The sequence below is a fragment of the Amycolatopsis mediterranei genome, from assembly GCF_026017845.1.
GTDB lineage: Bacteria > Actinomycetota > Actinomycetes > Mycobacteriales > Pseudonocardiaceae > Amycolatopsis > Amycolatopsis mediterranei.
In genome coordinates this window covers 2283486-2306213 of the sequence record NZ_CP100416.1, presented here as the reverse complement: position 1 = coordinate 2306213, position 22728 = coordinate 2283486, and the positions used below count along the sequence as shown (strand labels likewise).

Genomic DNA, 22728 nt, shown 5'->3' with positions numbered 1-22728 from the left:
GCCGGGAGGCTAGGCCGGGCGGCGGCGTCCGTGCACCCCGATTACCGCACCCGGCCGGAAGCAGCCGGGCCGGGCCGCTCACCCGGCACCCGGGTCCGCCGTGGCGGCCGGCCGGGCCGGCGCGATCGGCAAAGTACGCTCGGGGCGTGCTGGTGCTCCTCCCCCCTTCCGAGACCAAGGCCGACGGCGGCCGCGGCGGCCCGCTCGACCTCGGCGCGCTGTCGTTCCCCGAGCTGAACCCGACGCGCGCGAAGCTCGCCGACGCGCTGGCCGAGCTGGCCGCCGACGTCCCGGCCAGCATCGCGGCCCTGGGCCTCACCGAGCGGCAGGCGGGCGAGGTGGCGCGCAACGCGCAGCTGTGGACGTCCCCGACGATGCCGGCGCTGCGCCGCTACACCGGCGTGCTGTACGACGCACTGGACGTGAAGAGCTTCACGAAGGCGGGGCTGGAGAAGGCGCACCGGCGGCTGGCGGTGACGTCGTCGCTGTTCGGCGTGGTGTCGGCCACCGACCCGATCCCGGCGTACCGCCTCTCGGGCGGCAACTCGCTGCCGGCGCTGGGCACCGTCCGGGGCCTGTGGAAGCCGGTCCTCGAGCCGGTGCTGCGCGAGGTCGAGGGCCTGGTGGTGGACCTGCGCTCGGGGACGTACTCGGCGTTCGCGAAGCTGCGTCCGGACGCGGTCACGGTCCGCGTGGTGACGGAGAACGCCCGCGGCGAGCGCGTGACGGTGAGCCACTTCAACAAGGCGTACAAGGGCCGCCTGGCCCACGTGCTGGCGGCCACCCGCGCCGATCCGTCCACTGTGGACCAGCTGGTGAAGGTGATCGCCAAGGCCGGGCTGGTGGTCGAGCGCACCGGCGAGCACGCGCTGGAGCTGGTCACCGAGGGCTGACGGCCGCTTCGGGCGACGGCCCTCGAAACCGCTCGGGGGCGAACGGGCTCAAGTCGAAGCCGGGGTCCTCGCCCACCGCCACCGCCGCCACCAGCTTTCCCGCGAACGGTGCGTTCGTCAGCCCGCCCGCACCGAAGCCCGTCGACACCACCAGGCCCGGGCGGAGCAGGCCCAGCACCGGGAGCCCGTCCGGCGTGCCCGGGCGGAAGCCGACCCGGGTCTCCGCGAGGGTCGCGTCCGCGAGCCCCGGCGCCACGGCCAGCGCGTTCTCCAGCACCTCGTGCTGCCCGGCCGCCGTGACGCGGTAGTCGAAGCCCGCCTCCGCCTCGCGCGTCGCGCCCGCCACCACCCGGCCGCCGCCGAACGCCAGCAGGTAGTGGCTGCTGCCGGGCAGGACCACCGGCCACGCGGCGGTGTCCGTGCCCGGCAGGTCGAAGTGGCTGATCTGGCCGCGGTGCGGCGTCACCGGCAGGTCGATCCCCAGCGGCGCCAGTAGTTCCCGGCTCCACGCACCGGCCGCCACCACGACGCTGTCCGCCTCGATCGGGCCCTCCGGGCTCGCCACCGTGCCGTCGCCACGGAAGGCGACCTCGCCTTCGACGAACTTCGCGCCCCGGCGCTCGACGGCCGCCAGCAGGGCGCGGCGCAGCTGATGCCCGTCGACGCGGCCGGCGCCCGCCAGGTGCACGGCGGCCAGCCCGGGCGCCAGCGCCGGGAACAGCTCGCGCGCCTGCGCCGGGTCGAGGCGCCGGACCTCGCCGATCTCGGGGGCGTCCGCCGCCCGCGACGTCAGGCGCTCGTGCGCTTGCGCCAGCTCCGCGTCGTCGGCCGACACCACCATGCCGCCGACCACCTCGAACGACGAACCTTCGAGCTCCGCGGTGAACTCCCGGTAGTACCGGCCGGCGGCCGCCGCGAGCGGGTACAGCGCGTCGTTCCAGCGCGACGTCCAGGGACTGACGATGCCGGCGCCGGCTTCGGTCGCCGTCCCCGGGCGCGCCGCGTCCGCCAAGATCACTTCCGCGCCGAGGCGGCCGAGGTGCCAGGCCGTCGCCGCGCCGCCGATTCCGCTGCCGATCACGAGCACTCGCATGGTCCCCACCCTGCCCGATTTTGCCGCGCCCGGGCCAACGGGATAACCCACGGCGATGCCCGGCCGGTCGTATGCTGCGCGCCATGCCGAGCCGTGCCGAGCGGTATTTCGCCCATCTCGACACCCTGACGGGGTCCGCCGCGCCCCGGCTGCAGCCCATCCCCTCGACGCAGCCCGGGCTCGACGACGTCATCGCGTTCGTCTACGCCGACGAGCCCGAACCGCGCTACCTGACCGGCGCGACCTACGGCCTTTCCCTGGCCGACCACCCCGACTGGCACGGCGTGCGGCCGGAGCTGTGGATCAGCGTCCGGTCCGACGACCCGACCTGGGCGCTGGCCATCGGCTACCTGGCCGAGCAGCTGCGCGGCCGGTGCCCGTTCGTCTACGGCGACACCATCGACTTCGGCCAGCCGATCGCCCCCGAGTCCTCGATGACGGCGTTCGCCATTTCGGCGCCGGCGGGCCTCGACGCGCACCAGTACACGCTGATCGACATCGGCGGCCCGCCGATCAGCATCGCGGGCTGCTACCCCGTGCACGACACCGAGCGCAAGTACATCCGCGAGCACGGCATCGACGCGTTCTGGCAGCTGGACTGGGACCTCTACGACGTCCGCCGCCCCCCGGTGGTCTGAACCTCACCGGTAGGCGGCCGCCGCGATCCGGGCGAACGAGCGGATCAGCGGGTTCGCGTCGCCGTCCTGCCACGCGACCACCACCGGGTTCGGGGCCAGGCCGGTCAGCGGCACCACGACCAGCTCCCCCGGCGGCCGGTGCCCGAGCGGCATCAGCCCGACGGTTCCGTTCCAGAGCACGGCCTGGAGGCACTCCTGGACGGCCCGCACCACCGGCCCTTCGCGGGGTTCGCCGCCGTGCCAGTAGGCCTGCCAGACCGGGTCCGTGCCGTCGGGGAACCGGAACCAGCGCCGTCCGGCCAGGTCGGCGAGCGTGACGCGGGCACGTCCGGCCAGCGGGTCGTCGGCGCGCAGCACCGCACCCACCGGGTCGGCGCGCAGCACGTGCACCGCCAGGCCGGTCTCGTCGAAGGGCCCGCGGGTCAGCGCGACGTCGACCAGTCCGGCACGCAGCCCGCACGTCGGATCGGTGAGGTCGGCGTCGCGGACGCGGACCTCGACGTCCGGGTGCTGCCGCCGGTACGCGTCGGCGAGCCGGTTCGCGGCCGGGTCGGCGCCGTCGCCGAGGATGCCGACGGTGAGGGTCGGCGCGCCCGCCGCCGAGGCGACGCGCACGCGGGCCTGATCGGCCTGGTCGAGCAGCGCCCGCGCCTCGGCCAGGAGCGCCGTCCCGGCCGGGGTGAGCGTGACGCCCGCGGCGGACCGCAGCAGCAGGACGGCCCCGACGTCGGTCTCCAGCTGCTTGATCGCCCGGCTCAGCGGCGGCTGGCTCATGTGCAGCCGCGCCGCGGCCCGGCCGAAGTGGAGTTCCTCGGCGACCGCGACGAAGTACCGCAGCGTGCGCAGCTCCATGACCGGCGACGATATTCGCCCGGTATCGGCACCACCGAACCGGTCTTGGACGCCGGTGCCCGGGCGGCGGTGGAATCGGGGCATGACCGAACTGACCGATCCCGCCGTGCGCGTCTCCGGCGCCCGGGAGATCGCCCCCGACCTGCTGGTGATCCCGAACGACCACGTCGACCTGGTGCCCAACATCGGCGTCGTCGGCGGCACCGAGGCCGTCCTGGTCGTCGACACGGGCATCGGCACCGCCAACGCGGCGCAGGTGCTCGCCTTCGCCCGCGAAGTGGCGAAGGGCCGGCGCCTGTACCTGACCACGACGCACTTCCACCCCGAGCACGCGTTCGGCGCGCAGGTCTTCGCCGGCGAGGCCACGTACCTGGTCAACCGCGGCCAGGCCGAGGACCTCGCCACCCGGGGCCCCGGCTACCTGGCGATGTTCCGCGGCCTGGGCGAGACGATCGCCCGCCGCCTCGACGGCGTCCACGTGCCGGCGCCCGACGAGGTCCACGACGGCTCGCGGGACCTCGACCTCGGCGGCCGCATCGTCCGGCTGCGCCCGACCGGACGCGGTCACACCGCCGGCGACCAGGTCGTCGAAGTCCCGGACGCCGGCGTCCTGTTCACCGGCGACCTGGCCGAGACCGGGCAGTTCGCCATCTTCCCGTGGTTCCCGCCGCACGACACGGACGTCTCGGGCGTCGGCTGGCTCGCCGTCCTGGACCGGCTGGTGGCGGCGGCTCCTCGCGTGGTCGTCCCCGGCCACGGCGACATCGGCGGCCTGCCGGTGCTCACCGACGTCCGCGACTACCTGCGCGAGCTGCGCGACGAGACCTGGCGGCGCCGGGACTCGGCGATGGACTCCGACCAGCTCGTCGCGGAGGTCCGGGCGGTGCTCGTCGAGCGCCACCCGGAGTGGGCGGGCCGGGAGTGGATCGAGCCGGGCATCGGGTGCCTCTGCGCGGAACACGGCGTCACGGCGTGACGAGCCACTCGACGATCGCCCGCGAGATGGCGCCGCCGGCTCGCTCGTCGTAGCCCTCGAAGCACGGCATCGAGTTGGCCTCCAGGAAGAACCACTCGTCGGTGGCACGGTCGATCTTGAAGTCGACGCCCAGCAAGGGGACGCCGCAGTGCTCGGTCAGCCGCGCACAGCCTTCGGCGATTTCCGGGGGCGGGACGAGCGGGCGGTAGTCGTTGGTCCCGCGGACGGTCCGGTAGTCGAGCACCGGCGAGTCGATCAGCTCGCCGAACGACCGGCCGCCCACGACGTGGACCCGCACGTCGGGCCCGACGATCCGCTCCTGGAACAGCACCGGCAGGTGAACGAGCCGCGGCAGCCGGGACTCGTGGTGCGGTTCGAAGACCGTCGCCCACGTCTTCGTCGCGCTGGCGCCCTTGAAGATCGCCCCGGCGCGGCAGCCGCGGACGAAGTCCTGTGCCTCCTGCGGGTCCGAGGTGAGGCAGGTTTCCGGAATGCGCCAGCCGCCGACTTCGCCGAGGGCCACCGAATGCAGCAGCTTGGTGAATCCCGAGGCTTCGCGCAGCGGCGGGGTCATCACCTTGCCGGGCACGAATTCGAGGATCCGCGCCAGCGCCTCGGTCTGGCCCGCCGAGGCCGCCGCGAGTTCGTCGGTGGGCGCGGCGGAAGCGACCGCCACGAGCCGGCACCAGACGGCGGCGAAGTCCCCGGCCCGGTGGCTCTCGCCGTCCAGCGACACCACGGTGTCGGCCGGGCACTCCAGGGGAATCCGGATGCGGCCGCGCATCGCCAGCGAGGGCAGGTCGACCGGCCGGAACGCGATCCCGGCCCGGCGCAGGGCCCGCAGCCCGGCCGTGAAGGTCGGGTCGGCCGCGACGCCGAGGCAGAGGATCACGGGGTGAGCCCGGCCAGCAGTGCCGCGTAGACCTCGTCCTCGAGGTCCGGGAACAGCTGGTGCCCCGGCCAGCACGAGACGTCGGCCAGCCGCGGGACACCGGCCCCCAGTTCCGCCCGGAAGTCGGCGAACACCGGGCCCCGCGCGCGGAGCCGGCCGACGATCGGGGCCACCCGGTTCGCCGTTTCCCGGTCGAGCCGTCCTCCGGCGCCACCCACCTCGAAGACGCCGGCTCCGGCGACGACGAACCGGCGCGCGCGGCCGGGGTCGGCGATCTGGACGACGTCGAACCGGCTGCGCGGCGCGCCGGGATCCACCACTGTCCACTCGGGAATGCGGTACACCTCCCGTCCCGGCGCCGAACCGTCGTTGAGGATCACCGTGCGCGGCGGCTCGACGGCCCCGGTGCCGGCGAGTTCCACCGGGTCCAGGCGCGCGAGGAAGCCGTGTTCCGACGGCCGGTTGACCACCGGCCCCGGCCACAACGCCGCCGCCGACCAGAACGCCGCGCAGGTCTCGGCCGCGGCGAACGCGCGGTCCGGGTCCGGCTCGTCACCCCAGCCGCCGGTCCCGCGGTTGAGGATCCCGCCGACCTCGGCACCGTCGAACGTCAGCCGCGCGCGGCACACCCGCTCCCGGGTCGCCCGCACCGAGACGCCGACCCGGCCGAACCCGTGCGCGACGACCGCCGGAATCCCTTGCCCGGCCGCGAAGCCGGCGAACCGGGCCGCCGTCTCGTCCGCGTCCGGGGCGATGACCAGCAGCGTCATCGCCCGCTGGTTTCCCAGACCTCGAGGGCCGCCGCGACCTGCCAGGCGACTCTCGCCAGCTCGTCGACCACCGGAGGCCGCGCTTCGGCCGGGATGAACGGTTCGCCGGCCGCTACGGTCCCGCCGTCACCTTCAGCGGAAGCGGCCGGCATACCGCTCCGCCGATTCGCTGGTCTCGGTGTTTTCGCTGGTTTCCGTCATCTCGGAACGCTCGGTGCTCTCGCTCCCTTCGGTGCCTTCCTTTCCTTCGGAACTCTCGGTGTTTTCGGAACTCTCGGTGCCCTCGGACCCGATCCGTGACACTTCGGGAATTTCGGCCCGGGAAGTCACGCCGAGGTAGCTCGCCGCGCGCCTTCTGATCTCGATCGGGAAATCCGTGAATGCCGCTCGTTCGTCCATCGTGACCCCTCCCGCGCCCCACCGCCGCTGGCCTTTTCATGGGAGCACCGGCGGATCCGGGTGTCAACGCCACCCCGCGCGATGCACCTGCATGGGGCAGCGCCGATTCGGCGGAAACGGTGTCTTGTTCACCGGATATGGAGGGCGGGCAATTCACGATCACCGATTCCGGTCACGTACCGGGGACGCCGAGCACCGCCATTGCCGCGTTGTGGCCGGGGATGCCGCTGACACCACCTCCCCTCGCGGCACCCGCGCCGCACAACAGGATGCGTTCGTGGGCGGTCTCGACGCCCCAGCTGCCCGCACGGGCCGGATCCTCCGCGTACGGCCACGACAGGTCCCGGTGGAAGATGTGCCCCGCCGGAAGCCCCAGCTCGGCTTCCAGGTCCAGCGGGGTCTTCGCCTCCACACAGGGCCTGCCGTCCGGCGCGGTCAGCAGGCAGTCCTCGATCGGCTCGGCCAGCACGCTGTTCAGCGAAGCCAGCGTCGCGCGCAACGCCGTTTCGCGAGCCTCTTCGTTGCGCCCCGCGAAGAGGCGGGCCGGCATGTGCAGGCCGAACAGGGTGAGGGTGTGCGTGCCTGCCGAGCGTTCGGCCGGGCCGAGGATCGAGGGATCCGTCAACGAGTGGCAATAGATTTCGCAGGGCGGGAGCGTGGGGATCCCGCCCGCCGCCGCCTCGCGGTACGCCGCCTCCAGCTGTGTGAAGGTCTCGTTGACGTGGAAGGTGCCCCCGAACGCCTCGGCCGGATCGACGTCGGGGTCACGCAGCCTCGGCAGCCGCGTCAGCACCATGTTCACCTTCAGCTGCGCGCCTTCCGGGCGCTCCGCCGGTTCCTCGCCCAGCAGCCGCGCGAGCGTCGCCGGCGCGACGTTCGCCAGGACGTGCCCGCCCCGGACGGCGAACTCGGTGTCGTCACGCCGGTAGCGCACCTCGCCGTCCGGGTCGACCGAGAGCACTTCCGCACCGGTGATCAGGCGCGCGCCCGCCGCGGATGCCGAAGCCGCGAGCGAGTGGGTGACCGCGCCCATGCCGCCGACCGGGACGTCCCAGTCGCCGGTGCCGTTGCCGATCACGTGGTAGAGCAGGCACCGGTTCTGCCGCAGGTCCTCGCCGTCCGCCGGGGCGAACGTGCCGATCAGCGCGTCGGTGAGCACCACGCCGCGCACCGTGTCGTGGCCGAACCACGACGTGAGCGCTTCGCCGATCGGCCGTTCGAACAGCAAGGACCACGCCTCGGCGTCGCCGACGCGTTCGCGGAAGTCCACTTCGGACAGAAGTGGTTCGGTGAGCGTTCCGAACGCGCGCCCGGCGACACGCTCGGTCAGCTCGTAGAACCGCTGCCAGGCCGAGAAGTCCGATGTGGACCCGGTGACCGCCCGGAACGACGACGCCGTCCGGACGGCGTCGTCGTTGTCGACAAGGAGACCGGAGCCGCCCGACGGGGTGTAGGACGACATCCGGCGCCGTCGCAGCTCCACGTCGAGGCCGAGGTCGGCCACGATCTTCTTCGGCAGCAGGCTGACCAGGTACGAGTAGCGCGAAAGCCGGACGTCCACGCCCTCGAACGTGCGGAACGAGACGGCGGCGCCACCGGTCTCCTCCCGCCGTTCGAGCACGAGCACCGACCGGCCCGCCCGCGCCAGGTACGCGGCCGCCACCAGGCCGTTGTGCCCGCCGCCGACAATCACCACGTCGTAGCTGTTCATCCGCCGCCCCTCCTAGTTCGGCCTGCCCTTTCATCGTGACCACGCCGCGGGGCCGAATTCAAGGAAATGTCACAAATACTCCTTTCGCGGCCCTCGGCGAAATCCGGTTGCGTGGCGCCGGATCGCTCCGGCATCCTGGGCGCAACCGGCAGGGAGCCGGTGGCTGAGAACGGGAGGTGCCTGTCGTGATGACTGTCCGGGCCCTTTCGCGCCCTCACCCACCCGCCCCCCGAGGCTGATCACGCGCCCGGTGGGGCATCCCTGAACAAGGAGAAACCCACCAGTGCGCCAGCACGACTTCGAAGACTTCGACCTGTCCGACGACCAGCCCACCCGCCAGGTGCGGTCGCGGCGGCGCGGGCGGTCCGGCGAACCCGAACCCACCCGCGGCGGCCGGCTGACCGAAGCCGAACGCGTCCGCCTCACGAAACTGCGCGACGACGCCTACACCGAAAACCGGCTGCCCGACGGGGCCGACCGCTGGTCCACCTGGGACGACGCCGAGCACGGCCCGCTCCCCCGGCCGGACTGGGTCGTCACCGAGCTCGCCGCGGTCGACACCGATCTCGGCGTCCTCAAGACCGGCAAGGAGGCCGACGTCCACCTCCTGCGGCGCGGGTTGCCCGGTACGCCGGGCACGCTGCTCGCGGCGAAGCGCTACCGCAGCGACGAACACAAGCTGTTCCACCGCGACGCGGGCTACCTGGAAGGGCGGCGGATGCGCCGGTCCCGGGAAAACCGGGCGATGGCGCACCGCAGCGCGTTCGGCCGCAACCTCATCGCCGAACAGTGGGCGGTGGCGGAGTTCGCCGCGCTGAGTCGCCTGTGGACGCTCGGTGCGCCGGTGCCCTACCCGGTGCAGCGCGAGGGCACCGAACTGCTGCTCGAGTTCCTCGGCGAGGACGACGGCACCGCCGCGCCCCGGCTGGCCCAGCTCCGCCCGGACCCGGACGAACTGACGGACCTGTGGTTCCAGGCCACCGCCGCGCTCGAGCTGCTCGCCTCCGAGGGGCTCGCGCACGGCGACCTCTCGGCGTACAACCTGCTGGTGCACCGGGGCCGGGTGGTGGTGATCGACCTGCCCCAGGTCGTCGACGTCGTGGCCAACCCCGGCGGCGTCGAATTCCTGGCGCGGGACGTGCGCAACCTGGCCGGCTGGTTCCACGGCCGGGGACTGGGCGAGCAGGTGACGAGAACCGAAGAACTGCTGGTGGAGCTCGTTTCCGCCGCCGGGCTGGCGTAATTCCGGGGCGGCGTCGCGGCCGTGGTGCAGACCACGACTGCGACGCCGCCCACAACCGGTGACCTCGATGAGTAGTCCTGGCTCCGGTTCGGGTACAGTAAGTACAGACCGCAACCGGCGGCGTGGATGAGTTGGTGTCCGTCGCCTCCAGAGCCACCGAATGGCTCGCGGTGATCCGTAACCCAAGCGGCGCGCAGTGTCGGCAAGCGATGACACGGTGTGCCGGGTCCGTCCCTGTGAACGCCCATCGCACACCATCTTGCCCTGCCTGCGCGCGGGCTGCCCGGGCCTCCCTTGCGACGAACCACGTCCGAGAGGCATTTGTGACCGTCACGTTCAACTCCGGCCCTTCCTCGACGTCCGCGCACGCGGGCCGTCCCGACCGCAAGCCGCGCACCCGCCCGGCCGGCGGCGACATGCTGCGCGACGACGCGGTCGAGCTCGTGGCCACCAAGACCTTCGCCGAGCTGGGCCTGCCGGAGCCGCTGCTCCGCGCGCTCAGCGAGGCGGGCATCAACAGCCCCTTCCCGATCCAGTCCGCGACCATCCCGGACGCGCTGGCCGGCCGGGACGTGCTGGGCCGCGCCCAGACCGGCTCCGGCAAGACCCTCGCCTTCGGCCTGGCCATGCTGGCCCGGCTCGCCGACGGCAAGGCCCGCCCGAAGCGCCCCCGCGCGCTGATCCTGGTCCCGACCCGCGAGCTGGCCATGCAGGTCGCCGACTCGCTGACCCCGCTGGCCAAGTCGCTCGGCCTGTGGTGCCGCACGGCCGTCGGCGGCATGGCCTTCGCCCGCCAGGCGGACGCCCTCTCCCGCGGTGTCGACCTGCTCATCGCCACCCCCGGCCGGCTGTCGGACCACGTCCGCCAGGGCACCGCCCACCTGGGCGACTGCAACTTCATCGCCCTCGACGAGGCCGACCAGATGGCGGACATGGGCTTCATGCCGCAGGTCCGCGAGATCATGGACCTCACCCCGCAGGGTGGTCAGCGGCTGCTGTTCTCCGCGACCCTCGACGGTGACGTCAACCGCCTGGTCAAGCAGTACCTGAGCGACCCGGTCACGCACTCGGTCGCGCCGTCGACCGCGAGCGTGACGACCATGGACCACCACGTGCTCCAGGTCTCGCACCAGGACAAGCAGGACGTCATCACCCAGATCGGCGCCCGCGACGGCCGCACGATCATGTTCGTGCGCACCAAGCACCACGTCGACCGCCTGGCCGAGCGGCTGCGCGAGCAGGGCGTCAACGCGGCGGCGCTGCACGGCGGCAAGACGCAGGGGCAGCGCAACCGCGTCCTCGCCGACTTCAAGGAAGGCCACACCCCGGTGCTGGTCGCCACGGACGTCGCCGCGCGCGGCATCCACGTCGACGACATCTCGCTGGTGCTGCACGTCGATCCGGCGGCCGACCACAAGGACTACCTGCACCGCGCGGGCCGCACGGCGCGCGCCGGGGCGTCCGGCGTCGTCGTCACGGTGGCCACGCACGACCAGCGCCGGATGGTCCGCCGGCTGACCGACCGCGCCGGCGTGCGCGCCGAGTCGACCACGGTCCGCCCGGGCGACGCCGAGCTGACCCGCATCACCGGCGCCAAGGAGCCCAGCGGCGAGCCCGTCATCGAGCGGCGGCGCGAGAGCCCGCGTCGCGGCGGCGGTGGCGGTTACCGCGGCGACCGCGGCTTCGGCGGCGGCGCGAACCGTGGCGGCGAGCGCGGCGGCGGCTACAGCCGTGGTGGCGAGCGCAGCCACACCGGCGGCGACCGTGACCGCGGTGGCGAGCGCGGCGGCGACCGTGGTGGTTACCGCGGCGGCGACCGCGAAGGCCGTCCCGGCGGCTTCGGCGGCCGCAGCCGTCAGCCCCGCTCGGGCAACGGCGGTGGCTACGGCCGTCCGAGCCGTGGCCCGCGTCGCGGCTACGACAGCTGATCCTTTCCTTCGGAAGCCCCGGACCTCGCGGTCCGGGGCTTCCGGCGTTTCCGGGGCCGCTTGGCGGAGCTTCGAGGCCCGGGTGGGAGACTGCGGGACGTGACTACGCCGCCGACGCCCCCGCCCGACGAGGTTTTCGACTGGCTCGACGTCGAAGCGGAGAAGCGGGCGAGCGCGGGACTGGTGCGGCAGCTGCGACCGCGTCCCGCGCGGGCCGACGAGCTGGACCTGGCGGGCAACGACTACCTCGGGCTGGCCCGCGACAAGCGCGTCGCCGGAGCGTCCGCGGCCGCCGCGCTGCGCTGGGGTGCCGGGTCGACCGGGTCCCGGCTGGTCACCGGATCGACCGAGCTGCACACCGAGCTGGAGCTGGAGCTCGCCCGGTTCTGCGGCGCGCAGGCGGCGCTCGTGTTCTCCTCCGGCTTCGCCGCGAACCTCGGCGCGGTCACGGCACTGTCCGGGTCCGAGTCCGCGATCGTCACCGACAAGTACATCCACGCGTCGCTGATCGAGGGCTGCCGGCTGTCGCGGGCCGACGTCGCCGCGGTCGCGCATTCGACGCCGTCGGCGATCAAGCACGCGCTGGCGACCCGCCGCAAGCCGCGGGCGCTGGTGGTGACGGACTCGGTGTTCTCGGTCGACGGCGACCTCGCCCCGCTCGACGAGCTGGCCGGGATCTGCCGGTCCCACGGCGCGGCGCTGCTGGTGGACGACGCGCACGGCTTCGGCGTCCTGGGCGAAGGCGGCCGCGGCGCGGTCCACGCGGCCGGGCTGTCGGGCGCGCCCGACGTCGTCACGACGTTGACGCTGTCGAAGTCCCTCGGCGCCCAGGGTGGTGCGGTGGTGGGGCCGCGCCGGGTGATCAAGCACCTCATCGATACGGCGCGCAGCTTCATCTTCGACACCGCGTTGGCGCCGGCGAGCGTCGCGGCCGCGTTGTCGGCGTTGCACGCGCTGAAGGAAGAGCCGGGGCTGGCGGGGAAGGTGCTCGAGAACGCGGGCAACCTGGCGATGTCGTTGAAGGCGGCCGGGCTGAAGGCGAGCGTGCCGGACGCCGCCGTGATTTCGGTTCAGGCGCCGTCCGCGGAGACGGCGGTGGCGTGGGCCGCGGCGTGCGCCGAGCAGGGCATCCGCGTCGGGTGCTTCCGGCCGCCGTCCGTGCCGGACGGGATCTCGCGGCTGCGGCTGACCGCACGAGCCGACCTCACGGAGTCCGATGTGGACCGCGCGGTGAAGGTCATCACCGCGACGGCCCCGCGGGGCGCGATCGCCTGAGCCGTACCGGAAGGGTCGGTTCGCGTACCCAGACGGACGACACGCGTACCTGAGCGGACGACACGCGTACCTGGATGGACGACACGCGTACCTGCTCGGTCGGTTCGCGTGATTGGGCGGGTATCTCGCGTGATTGGCGGGGCATCATGCGTGATCGGGCGGGCATCACGGGCGGCGGCGCATTTTGATGTGGGGGATTCCGTCGTCGTCGGTGTATTCCGGGCCTTCCGGGACGAAGCCGTAGCGGGCGTAGAAGCCTTGGACGTACGTTTGGGCGTCGAGGACGTACTCGCCCGGGATCGTCAGGGCCGCGTCCATCAGGCGGCCGGCCAGGCCGGCGCCGCGGGCGGGGGCCGCCGTGACCACGCGGCCGATGCGGCGGATGCCGCCCGGGTCGAGCAGGACCCGCAGGTACGCCAGTACCGCGCCGTCGTCCTCGAACCACAGGTGGCGGGTGTCCGGGCGCAGGTCGCGGCCGTCGAGCTCCGGGTACGCGGCCTTCTGCTCCACGACGAACACGTCGACGCGCAGGCGGAGGATGTCGTGCAGCTGGGCGGCGGTCAGCTCGGGACCGGTCGCGTCGTGCAGGGTCGGCATACCCCTGCTTAGCACGCTCAGCCGAGGAGGCGGGGCTTGGCCTGGGCCTCGATGTCCTTGGCGTACGTGGAGACGCGCGTGTAGACGCCCGGCTTGCCCGCCTTCGCGCAGCCGTCGCCGAAGGACACGATGCCGATCAGCGTGTCGCCCACCACGAGCGGGCCGCCGGAGTCGCCCTGGCAGGCGTCGACGCCGCCCTCGGCGTAGCCCGCGCACACCATGGTCTTCTGGTCGTAGACCGTGTAGGCGGAGTGGCATTCGCTGTCGGAGACCACCGGGACCTCGCCACTGCGCAGGTAGTCGGAGCGGGCGCCGCCGTCGGCGATGCGGCCCCAGCCGAGCACGGTCGCCTGGGTGCCCTTGGCGTACAGCCCCGCATCCCCGCTGTCGGGCAGCTTCGCGGGCCGGTAGTCGAACTGGCCGCGCACGGTCAGCACCGCGACGTCGGCCCCCTGCGTCGGGTCGGTGTAGCCCTGGCCGACCCAGACCTTGGAGACGCCCAGGACCTGGCCCTCGCTCGTGCGCTTGTCCTCGCGGCCGGCCACCACGCGGATGTCCTGCTTCGCCACCGCCTTGGCGCAGTGCGCCGCCGTCGCGACCGAAGTGGAGCTGACGATCACCGCGCCGCAGAACTGGTTTCCGCCCGCGTCGGTCAAGTACACCGCGTACGGGTGGTCGGCCAGGGAAGCCTGGTTGCCGCCGACGATCCGCGCCTGGTTCCCGGACCCGGCGGCGCCCGGGTCCGCCGCCGCCGTGCCCACCACGACCGGGACGGCGACCGCGGCGACCGCGAGGAGCGCGCCGCTGGCGAACAGCAGGGATCGGCGGGACTTCACGGACATGGGTCTTCCCCTTTTCGACGCGGCGCTTTTTCGAGCAGCACGGAGCGGAGCGCTCGGCACCCGGACGACTCCGGTGCGTGAACGACGTTCGCTCAATACCCTAAGCCGAGGGGGCCCAAAACGGTGTCACTGGAACGGGTGGTCTCCGCCGGGGACCGCTTCTGCCAAGCTGGCCGGATGTGGCGGAAAGCGGCGGCGGGGGCGGCACTCGCCCTCACCCTGAGCGCGTGCTCGCCGGAAGCGCCGCCGCCCGCACCGGCGGCACCTGCGTCGACGACGAGCGCGGCGAGCACCGCGGCGCCGCCGGCGACGGCGTCGAGCACACCCGCCGTCGCCTGGCAGGTGGGCGCCCGGCCGCTCCCCCGCCGCACCGACGGCTTCGGCGAGGTCGAACCGACGCCACCCGAACTGGTGAACCGGGCACTTCCGACAAAAGACGTGCTTCCCCCACCTTCCGGGAACGCGTACGCGTCGACGATCAGCGCCGTGCCCGCGGACGTCCTCGCGCGCAGCACCTGGCAACCCGCGTGCCCCGTCAAGGCGGCCGACCTGCGCTACCTGACGATGTCCTTCTGGGGCTTCGACGGCCGCGCGCACACCGGCGAAATGCTGGTGAACGCCACCGGCGCGGCCGGCATCACGAAGGTCTTCGGGCAGCTGTTCGCCGCGCACTTCCCGCTCGAAGAGCTGCGCGTGACCGGCCCGGCCGAGCTCACCGCGCCGCCGACCGGGGACGGCAACTCGACCAGCGCGTTCGTCTGCCGCCCGGCCCGCGGGCAGACGACGTGGTCGGCGCACGCCTACGGCCTCGCCGTGGACGTCAACCCGTTCTGCAACCCCTACACCCAGGGCGATCTCGTGCTGCCCGAGCTCGCCTCGGCCTACGTCGACCGCTCGCGCCGGCGGCCCGGCATGGTCCAGGCCGGCGACGCGACCGTGCGCGCGTTCGCGGCGATCGGGTGGAGCTGGGGCGGGAACTGGCACAGCCCGATCGACCGGATGCACTTCACCGCCACCGGCCACTGACCACGTAATACGACGTCAAGCACAACCCGGAACACCAGCTCCCCGGAGCCGGTTGACTAGGGTGAATCGATCGGTGCCGACCCCGCGGAGGATGCAGTGCCCCACTACGACCTGGTGATCGTCGGGACGGGATCGGGGAACTCCATCCTCGGCCCGGACTTCGCCGGCAAGAAGACGGCGATCGTGGAGAAGGGCACCTTCGGCGGCACCTGCCTCAACGTCGGCTGCATCCCCACGAAGATGTTCGTGTACGCCGCCGACGTCGCGTACACGCCTTCGCACAGCGCCAAGTACGGCGTCGACGAAGAGCTGAAGGGCGTGCGCTGGCGCGACATCCGCGACCGCGTCTTCGGCCGGATCGACCCGATCGCCGCGGGCGGCGCGGAGTACCGCCGCAGCCACGAGGACAACGCGAACGTCGACGTCTACGAGGGCACGGGCCGCTTCACCGGGCACAAGGAGCTGCGGGTCGGCTTCGCCGACGGACGCCCCGACGAGGTGCTGACCGCCGACCGGTTCGTGCTCGCCGCGGGCGGCCGTCCGGTCATCCCGGACATCCCGGGCCTGGACGGCGTCGGCTACCACACCTCCGACACCGTCATGCGGCTCGATGAGCTGCCCGAGCGGATCGTCATCCTGGGCGGCGGGTACATCGCGGCCGAATTCGCGCACGTCTTCGCCTCCTTCGGCGTCCAGGTCACCCTGGTCAACCGTTCCGGGCGGCTGCTGCGCTCCGAGGACGAGGACGTCAGCGCCCGCTTCACCGAACTGGCCGCCCAGCGGTTCGACGTCCGCCTCGACCGCAAGACCGTGCGGGCACGCAAGACCGAGCACGGCGTCGCGCTGGACCTCGAAGGACCGCAGGGCGCCGAGACCGTCGAGGGCGGCGTGCTGCTGATCGCCACCGGCCGGAAGCCGAACTCCGACCTCCTCGACGTCGCCGCCACCGGAGTGACCACAATGGACAGTGGGCACGTCGTGGTCGACGCCTACCAGCAGACCGCGGTCGAGGGCATCTACGCGCTCGGCGACCTCTCGTCGCCGCACGAGCTCAAGCACGTCGCGAACCACGAAGCCCGCGTGGTGCAGCACAACCTCCTGCACCCGGACGCGCGGATCACCGCCGACCACCGGTTCGTGCCGCACGCCGTCTTCACCCACCCGCAGGTGGCCTCGGTCGGCCTCACCGAGCGGAAGGCCCGCGACCTCGGGGTGTCCTATGTGGTCTCGAAGCAGGACTACGCCGGGATCGCCTACGGCTGGGCGATGGAGGACACCACGGGCTTCGCGAAGCTTCTGGCCGACCCGGCGACCGGGCAGCTGCTCGGCGCGCACATCATCGGCCCGCAGGCGTCGTCGGTGATCCAGCCGCTCATCCAGGCGATGAGCTTCGGCCTCGACGCGCGGAGCATGGCCCGCGGCCAGTACTGGATCCACCCGGCGATGCCGGAGCTGATCGAGAACGCGCTGCTCAACCTGCCCCTGGACTGACCCGGGGTCAGAGTCGGACTCAGACGAAGCGGTGGCGGCCGGCGAGGGCGCCGAAGGTCAGCTGGACGGCGAGCAGGCCGAGCAGCATGGCCAGCGGCACGGTCCAGCCGCCCGCGAGGTCGTGCAGCAGGCCGAAGAGGAACGGCCCGAGCGCGGCGAACAGGTAGCCGAAGCCCTGCGCCATCCCGGACAGCCGGGCGGTGTCCGCGCCGGTCCGCGCGCGCAACGCGATCACGGTCAAGGCCAGCGAGAACGTGCTCATCCCGAGCCCGACGAGGATGCTCCAGAGCAGCGGCGACCACGACGGCGCGAGCATCAGCCCGGCGGTCCCGGCGACGCCGAACAGACCCAGCCCGACGATCCACCGGCTCTGCCCGCGCTGCCGCGCCGCCATCGGCGCCACGAAGAGGCTGATCGGCACGGCGATCAGCGAAACGAGGCCGAACAACAGCCCGGCGTCGTCGCGCCGGACGCCCGCGTCCATCAGCACCTGCGGGAACCAGCCCATCGCCGCGTAGGCGTAGAACGCCTGCAGGCCGAAGAAGGCCGTGACGATCCAGGCCAGCCGGTTGCGCAGCAGCGAGCGGCCGCCCTCGGCGCCGTCGGCGGGCCGCGGTGCCCGCCCGGTGCCGCGGGCTGCGAGGATCCAGGCCAGCAGGGCGACGACGGCCAGCACCGCCCAGCCGCCCAGCGCCGGGCGCCAGCCGCCGAGGGCGTCGCCGAGCCGGGGCGTCACCGCCGACCCGAGGGCGCCGCCGCCCTGCAGCGCGGCGGTGTAGACGCCGGTCAGCAGGCCGATGCGAGCCGGGAAGGAGTCCTTGATGACGACCGGGATGAGCACGTTGATCAGGGCGATCCCGGCGGTGGCGACCAGCGTCCCGCCGAGCACCACGGCCGGTCCGTCGAGCACGCGCAGCACCAGCCCGCCGGCGAGAGCGGCCAGCGCCACCGCGATGGCGGCGCCGATCCCGGCCCGGCGCGCGAGCAGCGGCGCGGCCAGCCCCGCTCCGGCGAAGCAGAGCGTCGGCAACGTCGTGAGCACCCCGGCCCAGACGACGGAAGCGCCCAGGTCGGAGCGCATTTCGGCGAGCATCGGCCCGACGCCGGTGATGGCCGGACGCAGGTTGAGGGCGGTGAGGACCACCGCGACCGCGAGCAGCACCCCGGCGGCGATCACGCCGGGGGTCCGGACCTCGACGGCGCCGGCCAGTTCGGGTTCACGGTGTTCGACGGGCATGCCCGCTACTATCGCATACGTAGGATGATTGGATGAAGGGATAATCCTGTGCCTCTGGCCACCACGCGCCGAGCAGGCCTCGTCGACCAGGTCATCGACCAGCTGCGGACCGCGGTCACGCAGGGCGAATGGCCGATCGGCGAACGCATCCCCACCGAGGCCGAGCTCGTCGGGCAGCTCGGCGTCGGGCGCAACACCGTCCGCGAAGCCGTCCGCGCGCTCGCGCACACCGGGCTCCTGGAGGTCCGGCAGGGCGACGGCACCTACGTCCGCGCCACGAGCGAGGTCTCCGGCGCGATCCGGCGGCTCTGCGGCTCGGAACTGCGGGAAGTCCTGCAGGTCCGGCGCACCCTCGAGGTCGAAGGCGCGCGGCTGGCCGCCGTCGAGCGGACCGAGGAAGAGGTCGCCGCGCTGTGGTCGCTGCTCGGCCGCCGCGAGGTCGAGCTGCGCGAAGGACGCTGGCAGGACTTCGCCCGCACGGACGCCGAGTTCCACTGCGCGGTCGTCGGCGCCGGCCACAACCGGCTGCTGACCGAGCTCTACCGCGGGCTGACGGAGGTCATCGCGGCCAGCATCGCCACGACGGCCGGCATCGCGCCGGGCGCGGACCACTCGCCGGAGATCGGCCACGAAGGACTCGCCCGGGCCATCGCCGACCGGAATCCGGACCGCGCCGCCGCCGAGGCCTGCGGGTTCCTCGACGAGCTCCTGGAGCGCATCGAACGCGCGTGACCTGCGGATTTATCGATCAATGACCCCTAAGGGTGCCATTTCAGGGTTGTCGTGGCACCACCGCGGTGCCACCGTAGTGCCATGGACCTGACGCCCTTCGTGGACAGCCTCCGCCGCGAGTTCGCGGTCGCCGCCGAGGCGGCCGGCGAGGACGCTGTCACCCTGGCCGGACGGCTGGCCTCCCCGCTGGAGTCCGCCATCCGGCTCACCCTGCTCGACGCGCTGTCGGCCGCGGCCGACGAAATCACCCGCGACCTCGCTCCCGGCTCCGTCGAAGTACGCCTTCGCCGCCGCGAACCGGAGTTCGCGGTTTCCCTGCCCACGGCGCCCGAACCGGCGCCGGCGGAGGTCCCGCCGCCGCCCGAGGCCGACGACGGCGCCGTCTCCCGGATCAACCTGCGGCTCCCCGACCAGCTGAAGCAGCGGGTCGAGGAGGCCGCGAGCCGCGACCGGCTGTCCATCAACGCCTGGCTCGTCCGGGCCGCGAACACCGCACTCGGCGCGGACGCGAGCCGGCCCACGCACCGCCGGTCCGCCTACGGCGAGAAGTACACCGGCTGGGTTCACTGACCCGTCCGCTCTGACCAGCACAAACACTCTCACCGCACCCCAGGAGGGCGCAGCCATGCCAGTTTTCGCCACCCCCGAGCCGATCACGGCCACGCTCGACGTCAGCGTGGCCGACATCCGGATCGTCGCCGGCGACCACCCCGAAACCACCGTCGAGGTCCGGCCGGCCGATCCCGGCGACACCGAGGACGTCAAGGCCGCTGCCAAGACCCGCGTCGAGTTCGCCGACGGCGAGCTGCTGGTCAAGGGCCCGAAGTACACCACCAAACTGTGGGGCAAGGGCGGCGCACTGCACGTCACGGTCGAGCTACCGGCCGGCTCCCGCCTCAAGGCGACCTCCGCGATGGGCGATTACCACGTCACCGGCCGCCTCGGCGACAGCCGGGTCAAGACGTCCGTGGGCAACATCCACCTCGACGAGACCTCGCGGCTCGAAGCGAACACCGCGACCGGCGACGTCTTCGTCGACCGGGCCACCGGGCACGCCGAGATCGGCACCGGCTCCGGCGAGCTGCGGATCCGCCAGATCGACGGCACCGCGGTGCTGAAGAACTCCAACGGCGAGACCCGCGTCGGCGAAGTGACCGGCGACCTGCGCGTCAGCACGGCCAACGGCGACATCCTGGTCGACGTCGCCCACGCCGGCGTCAACGCGAAGACCGCCGCCGGCGACATCCGGCTCGGCGAGGTCATGCGCGACCGGGTCGTCCTCGACACGGCCGTCGGCGAGATCGAGGTCGGCATCCGCGAAGGCAGCGCCGCGTGGCTCGAGCTCAACTCCCTGACCGGCTCGGTGCGCAACTCGCTCACGCCGTCCGAAGGACCGGGCGGGACCAGCGACACGGTCGAGGTCAAAGCCCACACCTACACCGGCGACATCGTCATCCGCCGGGCCTGAAGACTCCACGCGAAGGGGAAGATCGATGACAGACGCCATCGTGGCCGAAGGACTGGTCAAGAAGTACGGGAAGATCACCGCGCTCGACGGGATGAGCTTGTCGGTGCCCGAAGGCACGGTGCTCGGCGTGCTCGGGCCGAACGGCGCCGGGAAGACCACCACCGTCCAGATCCTCACGACGCTGCAGAAGCCGGACGCGGGCCGGGCCACGGTCGCCGGCTTCGACGTCGTGCAGGACGCGCACGAGCTGCGTTCGCACATCGGCGCCTCGGGCCAGTACGCCGCCGTCGACCAGGAACTGACCGGGGCCGAGAACCTCGAGATGGTCGGCAGGCTCTACCACCTGGGCACCAAGCGGGCCAAGGCCCGCGGCCGGGAGCTGCTGGCCCGGTTCAGCCTGGCCGACGCCGCCGACCGCCCGGTCAAGGGCTACTCCGGCGGCATGCGACGCCGCCTCGACCTGGCCGGCGCGCTGGTGGCCAACCCGCCGGTGCTGTTCCTCGACGAGCCCACCACCGGGCTCGACCCGCGGGCCCGCACCGAGCTGTGGGACGTCATCACCGAGCTGGTCGCGGGCGGCACCACGCTGCTGCTGACCACGCAGTACCTGGAGGAGGCCGACCGGCTGGCCGACAGCATCGCCGTCGTCGACCACGGGCGCGTGATCGCCCGCGGCACGGCCGACGAGCTCAAGGACCTCGTCGGCGGGGAGCGGATCGAGCTGACCGTCGGCACGCACGACGACGTCGCCGTCGCGCAGCGGGCGCTGGCCCGGCTGGCCAGCGGCGAGCCGCAGGCCGAGGGCTTCCGGCTCACCGTGCCCGTGTCCCACGGCGCGAAAGCGCTTACCGAAGCGCTGGCGCTGCTGGCTCTCGACGGCGTCGACGTCCGTGACGTCGGCGTCCGCCGCCCCACCCTCGACGACGTTTTCCTCACCCTGACCGGCCGCGAAACGGCCGAGCCCACCGAACTCGCGAAGGAGGCCGTGTGATGAACGCGGTGCAGATGGCCGTGACCGACGGCGTGACGGTCGCCAAGCGCAACTCGATCAAGATCTTCCGGTCGCTGGACCTGCTCGGGTCCCTCGTGTTCACGCCGGTGATGTTCGTGCTGCTCTTCGGATATGTGTTCGGCAGCGTGATCGACATCCCCGGCCTGTCCTACCGCGAGTTCATGCTGCCGGGCATCTTCACCCTGGCGGTGGCGATGGGCGGCATCGTCACCGGCTACGGGCTGACCGACGACCTGCAGAAGGGCATCATCGACCGGTTCCGCTCGCTGCCCATGTCCCCGGCCGCGGTGCTGATCGGGCGCACCACCGCCGACCTCATCCTCAGCACGGCGAGCCTGCTCATCATGGGCCTGGTCGGCCTGCTGGTCGGCTGGCGCATCCACACCGGCGTGCTCGAGGCGCTGGGCGGGATCGTCCTGCTGCTGGCGTTCTCCTACGCGCTGTCGTGGGTGATGGGCGCGCTCGGCCTGGCCGTGCGCAAGCCCGAGGTGTTCAACAACGTCTCGATGGTGGTCGTCTTCCCGCTGACGTTCCTGGCCAACACGTTCGTCGACAGCGGACGCCTGCCGGGCCCGCTGCGCGTGATCGCGGACTGGAACCCGGTCTCGGCGGTCACCCAGGCGGCGCGGGAGCTGTTCGGCAACACGAGCGCGGCCCTCCCGCCGCGCGACGTCTGGCCGATGCAGCACGCGCTCCTGGCATCGGTGCTGTGGATCGCGGTGCTGCTGGTGGTCTTCGTGCCGCTTTCGGTGCGCTGCTACCAGAAGGCGACCAGCAGCTGACGACTCAGGGCAGCGTGAGGATCTCGCTGCCGTCGGCCGTCACCACGAGGGTGTGCTCGAACTGGGCCGTCCACTTCTTGTCCTTCGTGGTGACGGTCCAGTCGTCGGGCCAGATGTCGTAGTCGATGGTGCCCAGGGTGATCATCGGCTCGATCGTGAAGGTCATGCCCTCCTCGATGATCGTGTCGACGGAGGGCTCTTCGTAGTGCAGGACCGTCGGGGGCGTGTGGAACGCCGGGCCGACGCCGTGGCCGGTGAAGTCGCGGACCACGCCGTAGCCGAAGCGCTTGGCGTAGGCCTCGATGACCCGGCCGATCACGTTGAGCTGCCGGCCCGGGCGGACCGCCTTGATCGCCCGCATCGTCGCCTCGCGGGTGCGCTCCACCAGCAGACGGGCCTCCTCGGAGACGTCGCCGGCCAGGAAGGTCGCGTTCGTGTCGCCGTGGACGCCGCCGATGTAGGCGGTGACGTCGATGTTGCAGATGTCGCCGTCCTCGATCACCGTCGAGTCCGGGATGCCGTGGCAGATCACCTCGTTGAGCGAGGTGCAGCACGACTTCGGGAAGCGGCGGTAGCCCAGCGTCGAGGGGTAGGCGTGGTGGTCGAGCAGGAACTCGTGCACCACCTTGTCGATGTCGTCCGTGGTGGCGCCCGGCTTGACGGCCTTGCCGCCCTCCTCCAGCGCCTGGGCCGCGATGCGGCTCGCGACCCGCATCGCCTCGATCACCTCGGGCGTGCGCACGCCGCTGCCGGTGTCCCGCTTCGGCGCCGGCTTGTCCACGTACTCGGGACGGGCGATGGAACTGGGGACGTCACGGCGCGGCGTCTGGACGCCGGGAACGAGCGCGGCACGAACGGACATGCCTCCACC

At 72.7% G+C, this 22728-nt stretch carries 23 protein-coding genes; 13 read left to right on the top strand and 10 right to left on the bottom strand.

The genetic code is table 11. The features are described from left to right. Positions 1-146 precede the first annotated feature (146 nt). Positions 147-893 (top strand): peroxide stress protein YaaA, encoded by a 747-nt coding sequence (yaaA, locus tag ISP_RS11010; RefSeq protein ID WP_013223956.1) that lies wholly within the window; start codon positions 147-149, stop codon positions 891-893. Here yaaA and ISP_RS11005 read toward each other — a convergent pair. Continuing rightward, entirely contained in the window at positions 880-1986 is a 1107-nt protein-coding gene (locus tag ISP_RS11005; protein ID WP_034284240.1) for an NAD(P)/FAD-dependent oxidoreductase, read from the bottom strand. The genes yaaA and ISP_RS11005 overlap by 14 nt on opposite strands. Positions 1987-2069: 83 nt before the next feature. On the opposite strand from ISP_RS11005, the gene ISP_RS11000 reads away from it, so the two are divergent. Beyond that, positions 2070-2624, top strand: coding sequence for a suppressor of fused domain protein (locus ISP_RS11000; protein ID WP_230468756.1), 555 nt, complete (start codon positions 2070-2072; stop codon positions 2622-2624). Positions 2625-2627: 3 nt separating this feature from the next. On the opposite strand, the gene ISP_RS10995 is transcribed toward ISP_RS11000, so the two are convergent. After that, positions 2628-3476: a LysR family transcriptional regulator gene (locus ISP_RS10995; RefSeq protein ID WP_013223953.1), complete on the bottom strand. Its 849-nt coding sequence runs from the start codon at positions 3474-3476 to the stop codon at positions 2628-2630. An 82-nt stretch (positions 3477-3558) separates the two neighbouring features. On the opposite strand from ISP_RS10995, the gene ISP_RS10990 reads away from it, so the two are divergent. Continuing rightward, entirely contained in the window at positions 3559-4452 is an 894-nt protein-coding gene (locus ISP_RS10990; protein WP_013223952.1) for an MBL fold metallo-hydrolase, read from the top strand. On the opposite strand, the gene ISP_RS10985 is transcribed toward ISP_RS10990, so the two are convergent. The 4 genes from ISP_RS10985 to ISP_RS10970 all read right to left on the bottom strand — a co-directional run bounded on the left by ISP_RS10985 (position 4442) and on the right by ISP_RS10970 (position 8224). Further along, a complete protein-coding gene (locus ISP_RS10985; RefSeq protein WP_013223951.1) occupies positions 4442-5344 on the bottom strand; it encodes an ATP-grasp domain-containing protein in 903 nt (300 codons plus the stop codon). The genes ISP_RS10990 and ISP_RS10985 overlap by 11 nt on opposite strands. Beyond that, positions 5341-6114: a hypothetical protein gene (locus tag ISP_RS10980; protein ID WP_013223950.1), complete on the bottom strand. Its 774-nt coding sequence runs from the start codon at positions 6112-6114 to the stop codon at positions 5341-5343. The genes ISP_RS10985 and ISP_RS10980 overlap by 4 nt, the downstream gene beginning before the upstream one ends. Before the next feature lie 132 nt (positions 6115-6246). After that, the gene (locus ISP_RS10975; RefSeq protein WP_013223949.1) at positions 6247-6513 is read right to left on the bottom strand and encodes a hypothetical protein; all 267 of its coding nucleotides are present in this window, start codon (positions 6511-6513) and stop codon (positions 6247-6249) included. Between the two features lie 172 nt (positions 6514-6685). Further along, positions 6686-8224, bottom strand: a complete 1539-nt coding sequence (locus ISP_RS10970; RefSeq protein ID WP_013223948.1) for a phytoene desaturase family protein — start codon at positions 8222-8224, stop codon at positions 6686-6688. Positions 8225-8507: 283 nt separating this feature from the next. Here ISP_RS10970 and ISP_RS10965 point away from each other — a divergent pair, with 283 nt between their 5' ends. The 3 genes from ISP_RS10965 (at position 8508) to ISP_RS10955 (ending at position 12670) form a co-directional block, all read left to right on the top strand. Further along, a complete protein-coding gene (locus tag ISP_RS10965) occupies positions 8508-9467 on the top strand; it encodes a serine protein kinase RIO (RefSeq protein WP_013223947.1) in 960 nt (319 codons plus the stop codon). Positions 9468-9790: 323 nt separating this feature from the next. Beyond that, positions 9791-11395, top strand: coding sequence for a DEAD/DEAH box helicase (locus tag ISP_RS10960; protein WP_013223946.1), 1605 nt, complete (start codon positions 9791-9793; stop codon positions 11393-11395). A 99-nt stretch (positions 11396-11494) separates the two neighbouring features. Then, a complete protein-coding gene (locus tag ISP_RS10955) occupies positions 11495-12670 on the top strand; it encodes an 8-amino-7-oxononanoate synthase (protein WP_013223945.1) in 1176 nt (391 codons plus the stop codon). 165 nt (positions 12671-12835) lie between these two features. Here the strand turns inward: ISP_RS10955 and ISP_RS10950 are convergent, their stop codons facing one another. Beyond that, entirely contained in the window at positions 12836-13267 is a 432-nt protein-coding gene (locus ISP_RS10950) for a GNAT family N-acetyltransferase (protein ID WP_013223944.1), read from the bottom strand. Positions 13268-13284: 17 nt separating this feature from the next. After that, on the bottom strand, positions 13285-14109 hold the full coding sequence (locus tag ISP_RS10945) for a S1 family peptidase (RefSeq protein ID WP_013223943.1): 825 nt from the start codon (positions 14107-14109) through the stop codon (positions 13285-13287). A 342-nt stretch (positions 14110-14451) separates the two neighbouring features. Between ISP_RS10945 and ISP_RS10940 the strand changes: the two genes are divergently transcribed. Together ISP_RS10940 and ISP_RS10935 are read left to right on the top strand one after the other, a co-directional pair. Beyond that, on the top strand, positions 14452-15135 hold the full coding sequence (locus ISP_RS10940; protein ID WP_013223942.1) for a M15 family metallopeptidase: 684 nt from the start codon (positions 14452-14454) through the stop codon (positions 15133-15135). A gap of 96 nt (positions 15136-15231) precedes the next feature. After that, a complete protein-coding gene (locus ISP_RS10935; protein ID WP_013223941.1) occupies positions 15232-16626 on the top strand; it encodes a mycothione reductase in 1395 nt (464 codons plus the stop codon). Between the two features lie 19 nt (positions 16627-16645). Here the strand turns inward: ISP_RS10935 and ISP_RS10930 are convergent, their stop codons facing one another. Beyond that, positions 16646-17863, bottom strand: a complete 1218-nt coding sequence (locus ISP_RS10930; protein WP_013223940.1) for a CynX/NimT family MFS transporter — start codon at positions 17861-17863, stop codon at positions 16646-16648. A 48-nt stretch (positions 17864-17911) separates the two neighbouring features. Here ISP_RS10930 and ISP_RS10925 point away from each other — a divergent pair, with 48 nt between their 5' ends. The 5 genes from ISP_RS10925 (at position 17912) to ISP_RS10905 (ending at position 21857) form a co-directional block, all read left to right on the top strand. Further along, positions 17912-18595, top strand: a complete 684-nt coding sequence (locus tag ISP_RS10925; RefSeq protein ID WP_013223939.1) for a FadR/GntR family transcriptional regulator — start codon at positions 17912-17914, stop codon at positions 18593-18595. Positions 18596-18676: 81 nt separating this feature from the next. Next, positions 18677-19165, top strand: a complete 489-nt coding sequence (locus tag ISP_RS10920; RefSeq protein ID WP_013223938.1) for a hypothetical protein — start codon at positions 18677-18679, stop codon at positions 19163-19165. A gap of 55 nt (positions 19166-19220) precedes the next feature. After that, on the top strand, positions 19221-20063 hold the full coding sequence (locus ISP_RS10915) for a DUF4097 family beta strand repeat-containing protein (protein ID WP_013223937.1): 843 nt from the start codon (positions 19221-19223) through the stop codon (positions 20061-20063). Between the two features lie 25 nt (positions 20064-20088). Continuing rightward, complete coding sequence (locus tag ISP_RS10910; RefSeq protein WP_013223936.1) at positions 20089-21054, top strand: daunorubicin resistance protein DrrA family ABC transporter ATP-binding protein; 966 nt, start codon at positions 20089-20091, stop codon at positions 21052-21054. Then, complete coding sequence (locus ISP_RS10905; protein ID WP_014466752.1) at positions 21054-21857, top strand: ABC transporter permease; 804 nt, start codon at positions 21054-21056, stop codon at positions 21855-21857. The genes ISP_RS10910 and ISP_RS10905 overlap by 1 nt, the downstream gene beginning before the upstream one ends. 4 nt (positions 21858-21861) lie before the next feature. Here the strand turns inward: ISP_RS10905 and map are convergent, their stop codons facing one another. After that, positions 21862-22719 (bottom strand): type I methionyl aminopeptidase, encoded by an 858-nt coding sequence (gene map / locus ISP_RS10900; protein WP_013223934.1) that lies wholly within the window; start codon positions 22717-22719, stop codon positions 21862-21864. Positions 22720-22728 lie beyond the last annotated feature (9 nt).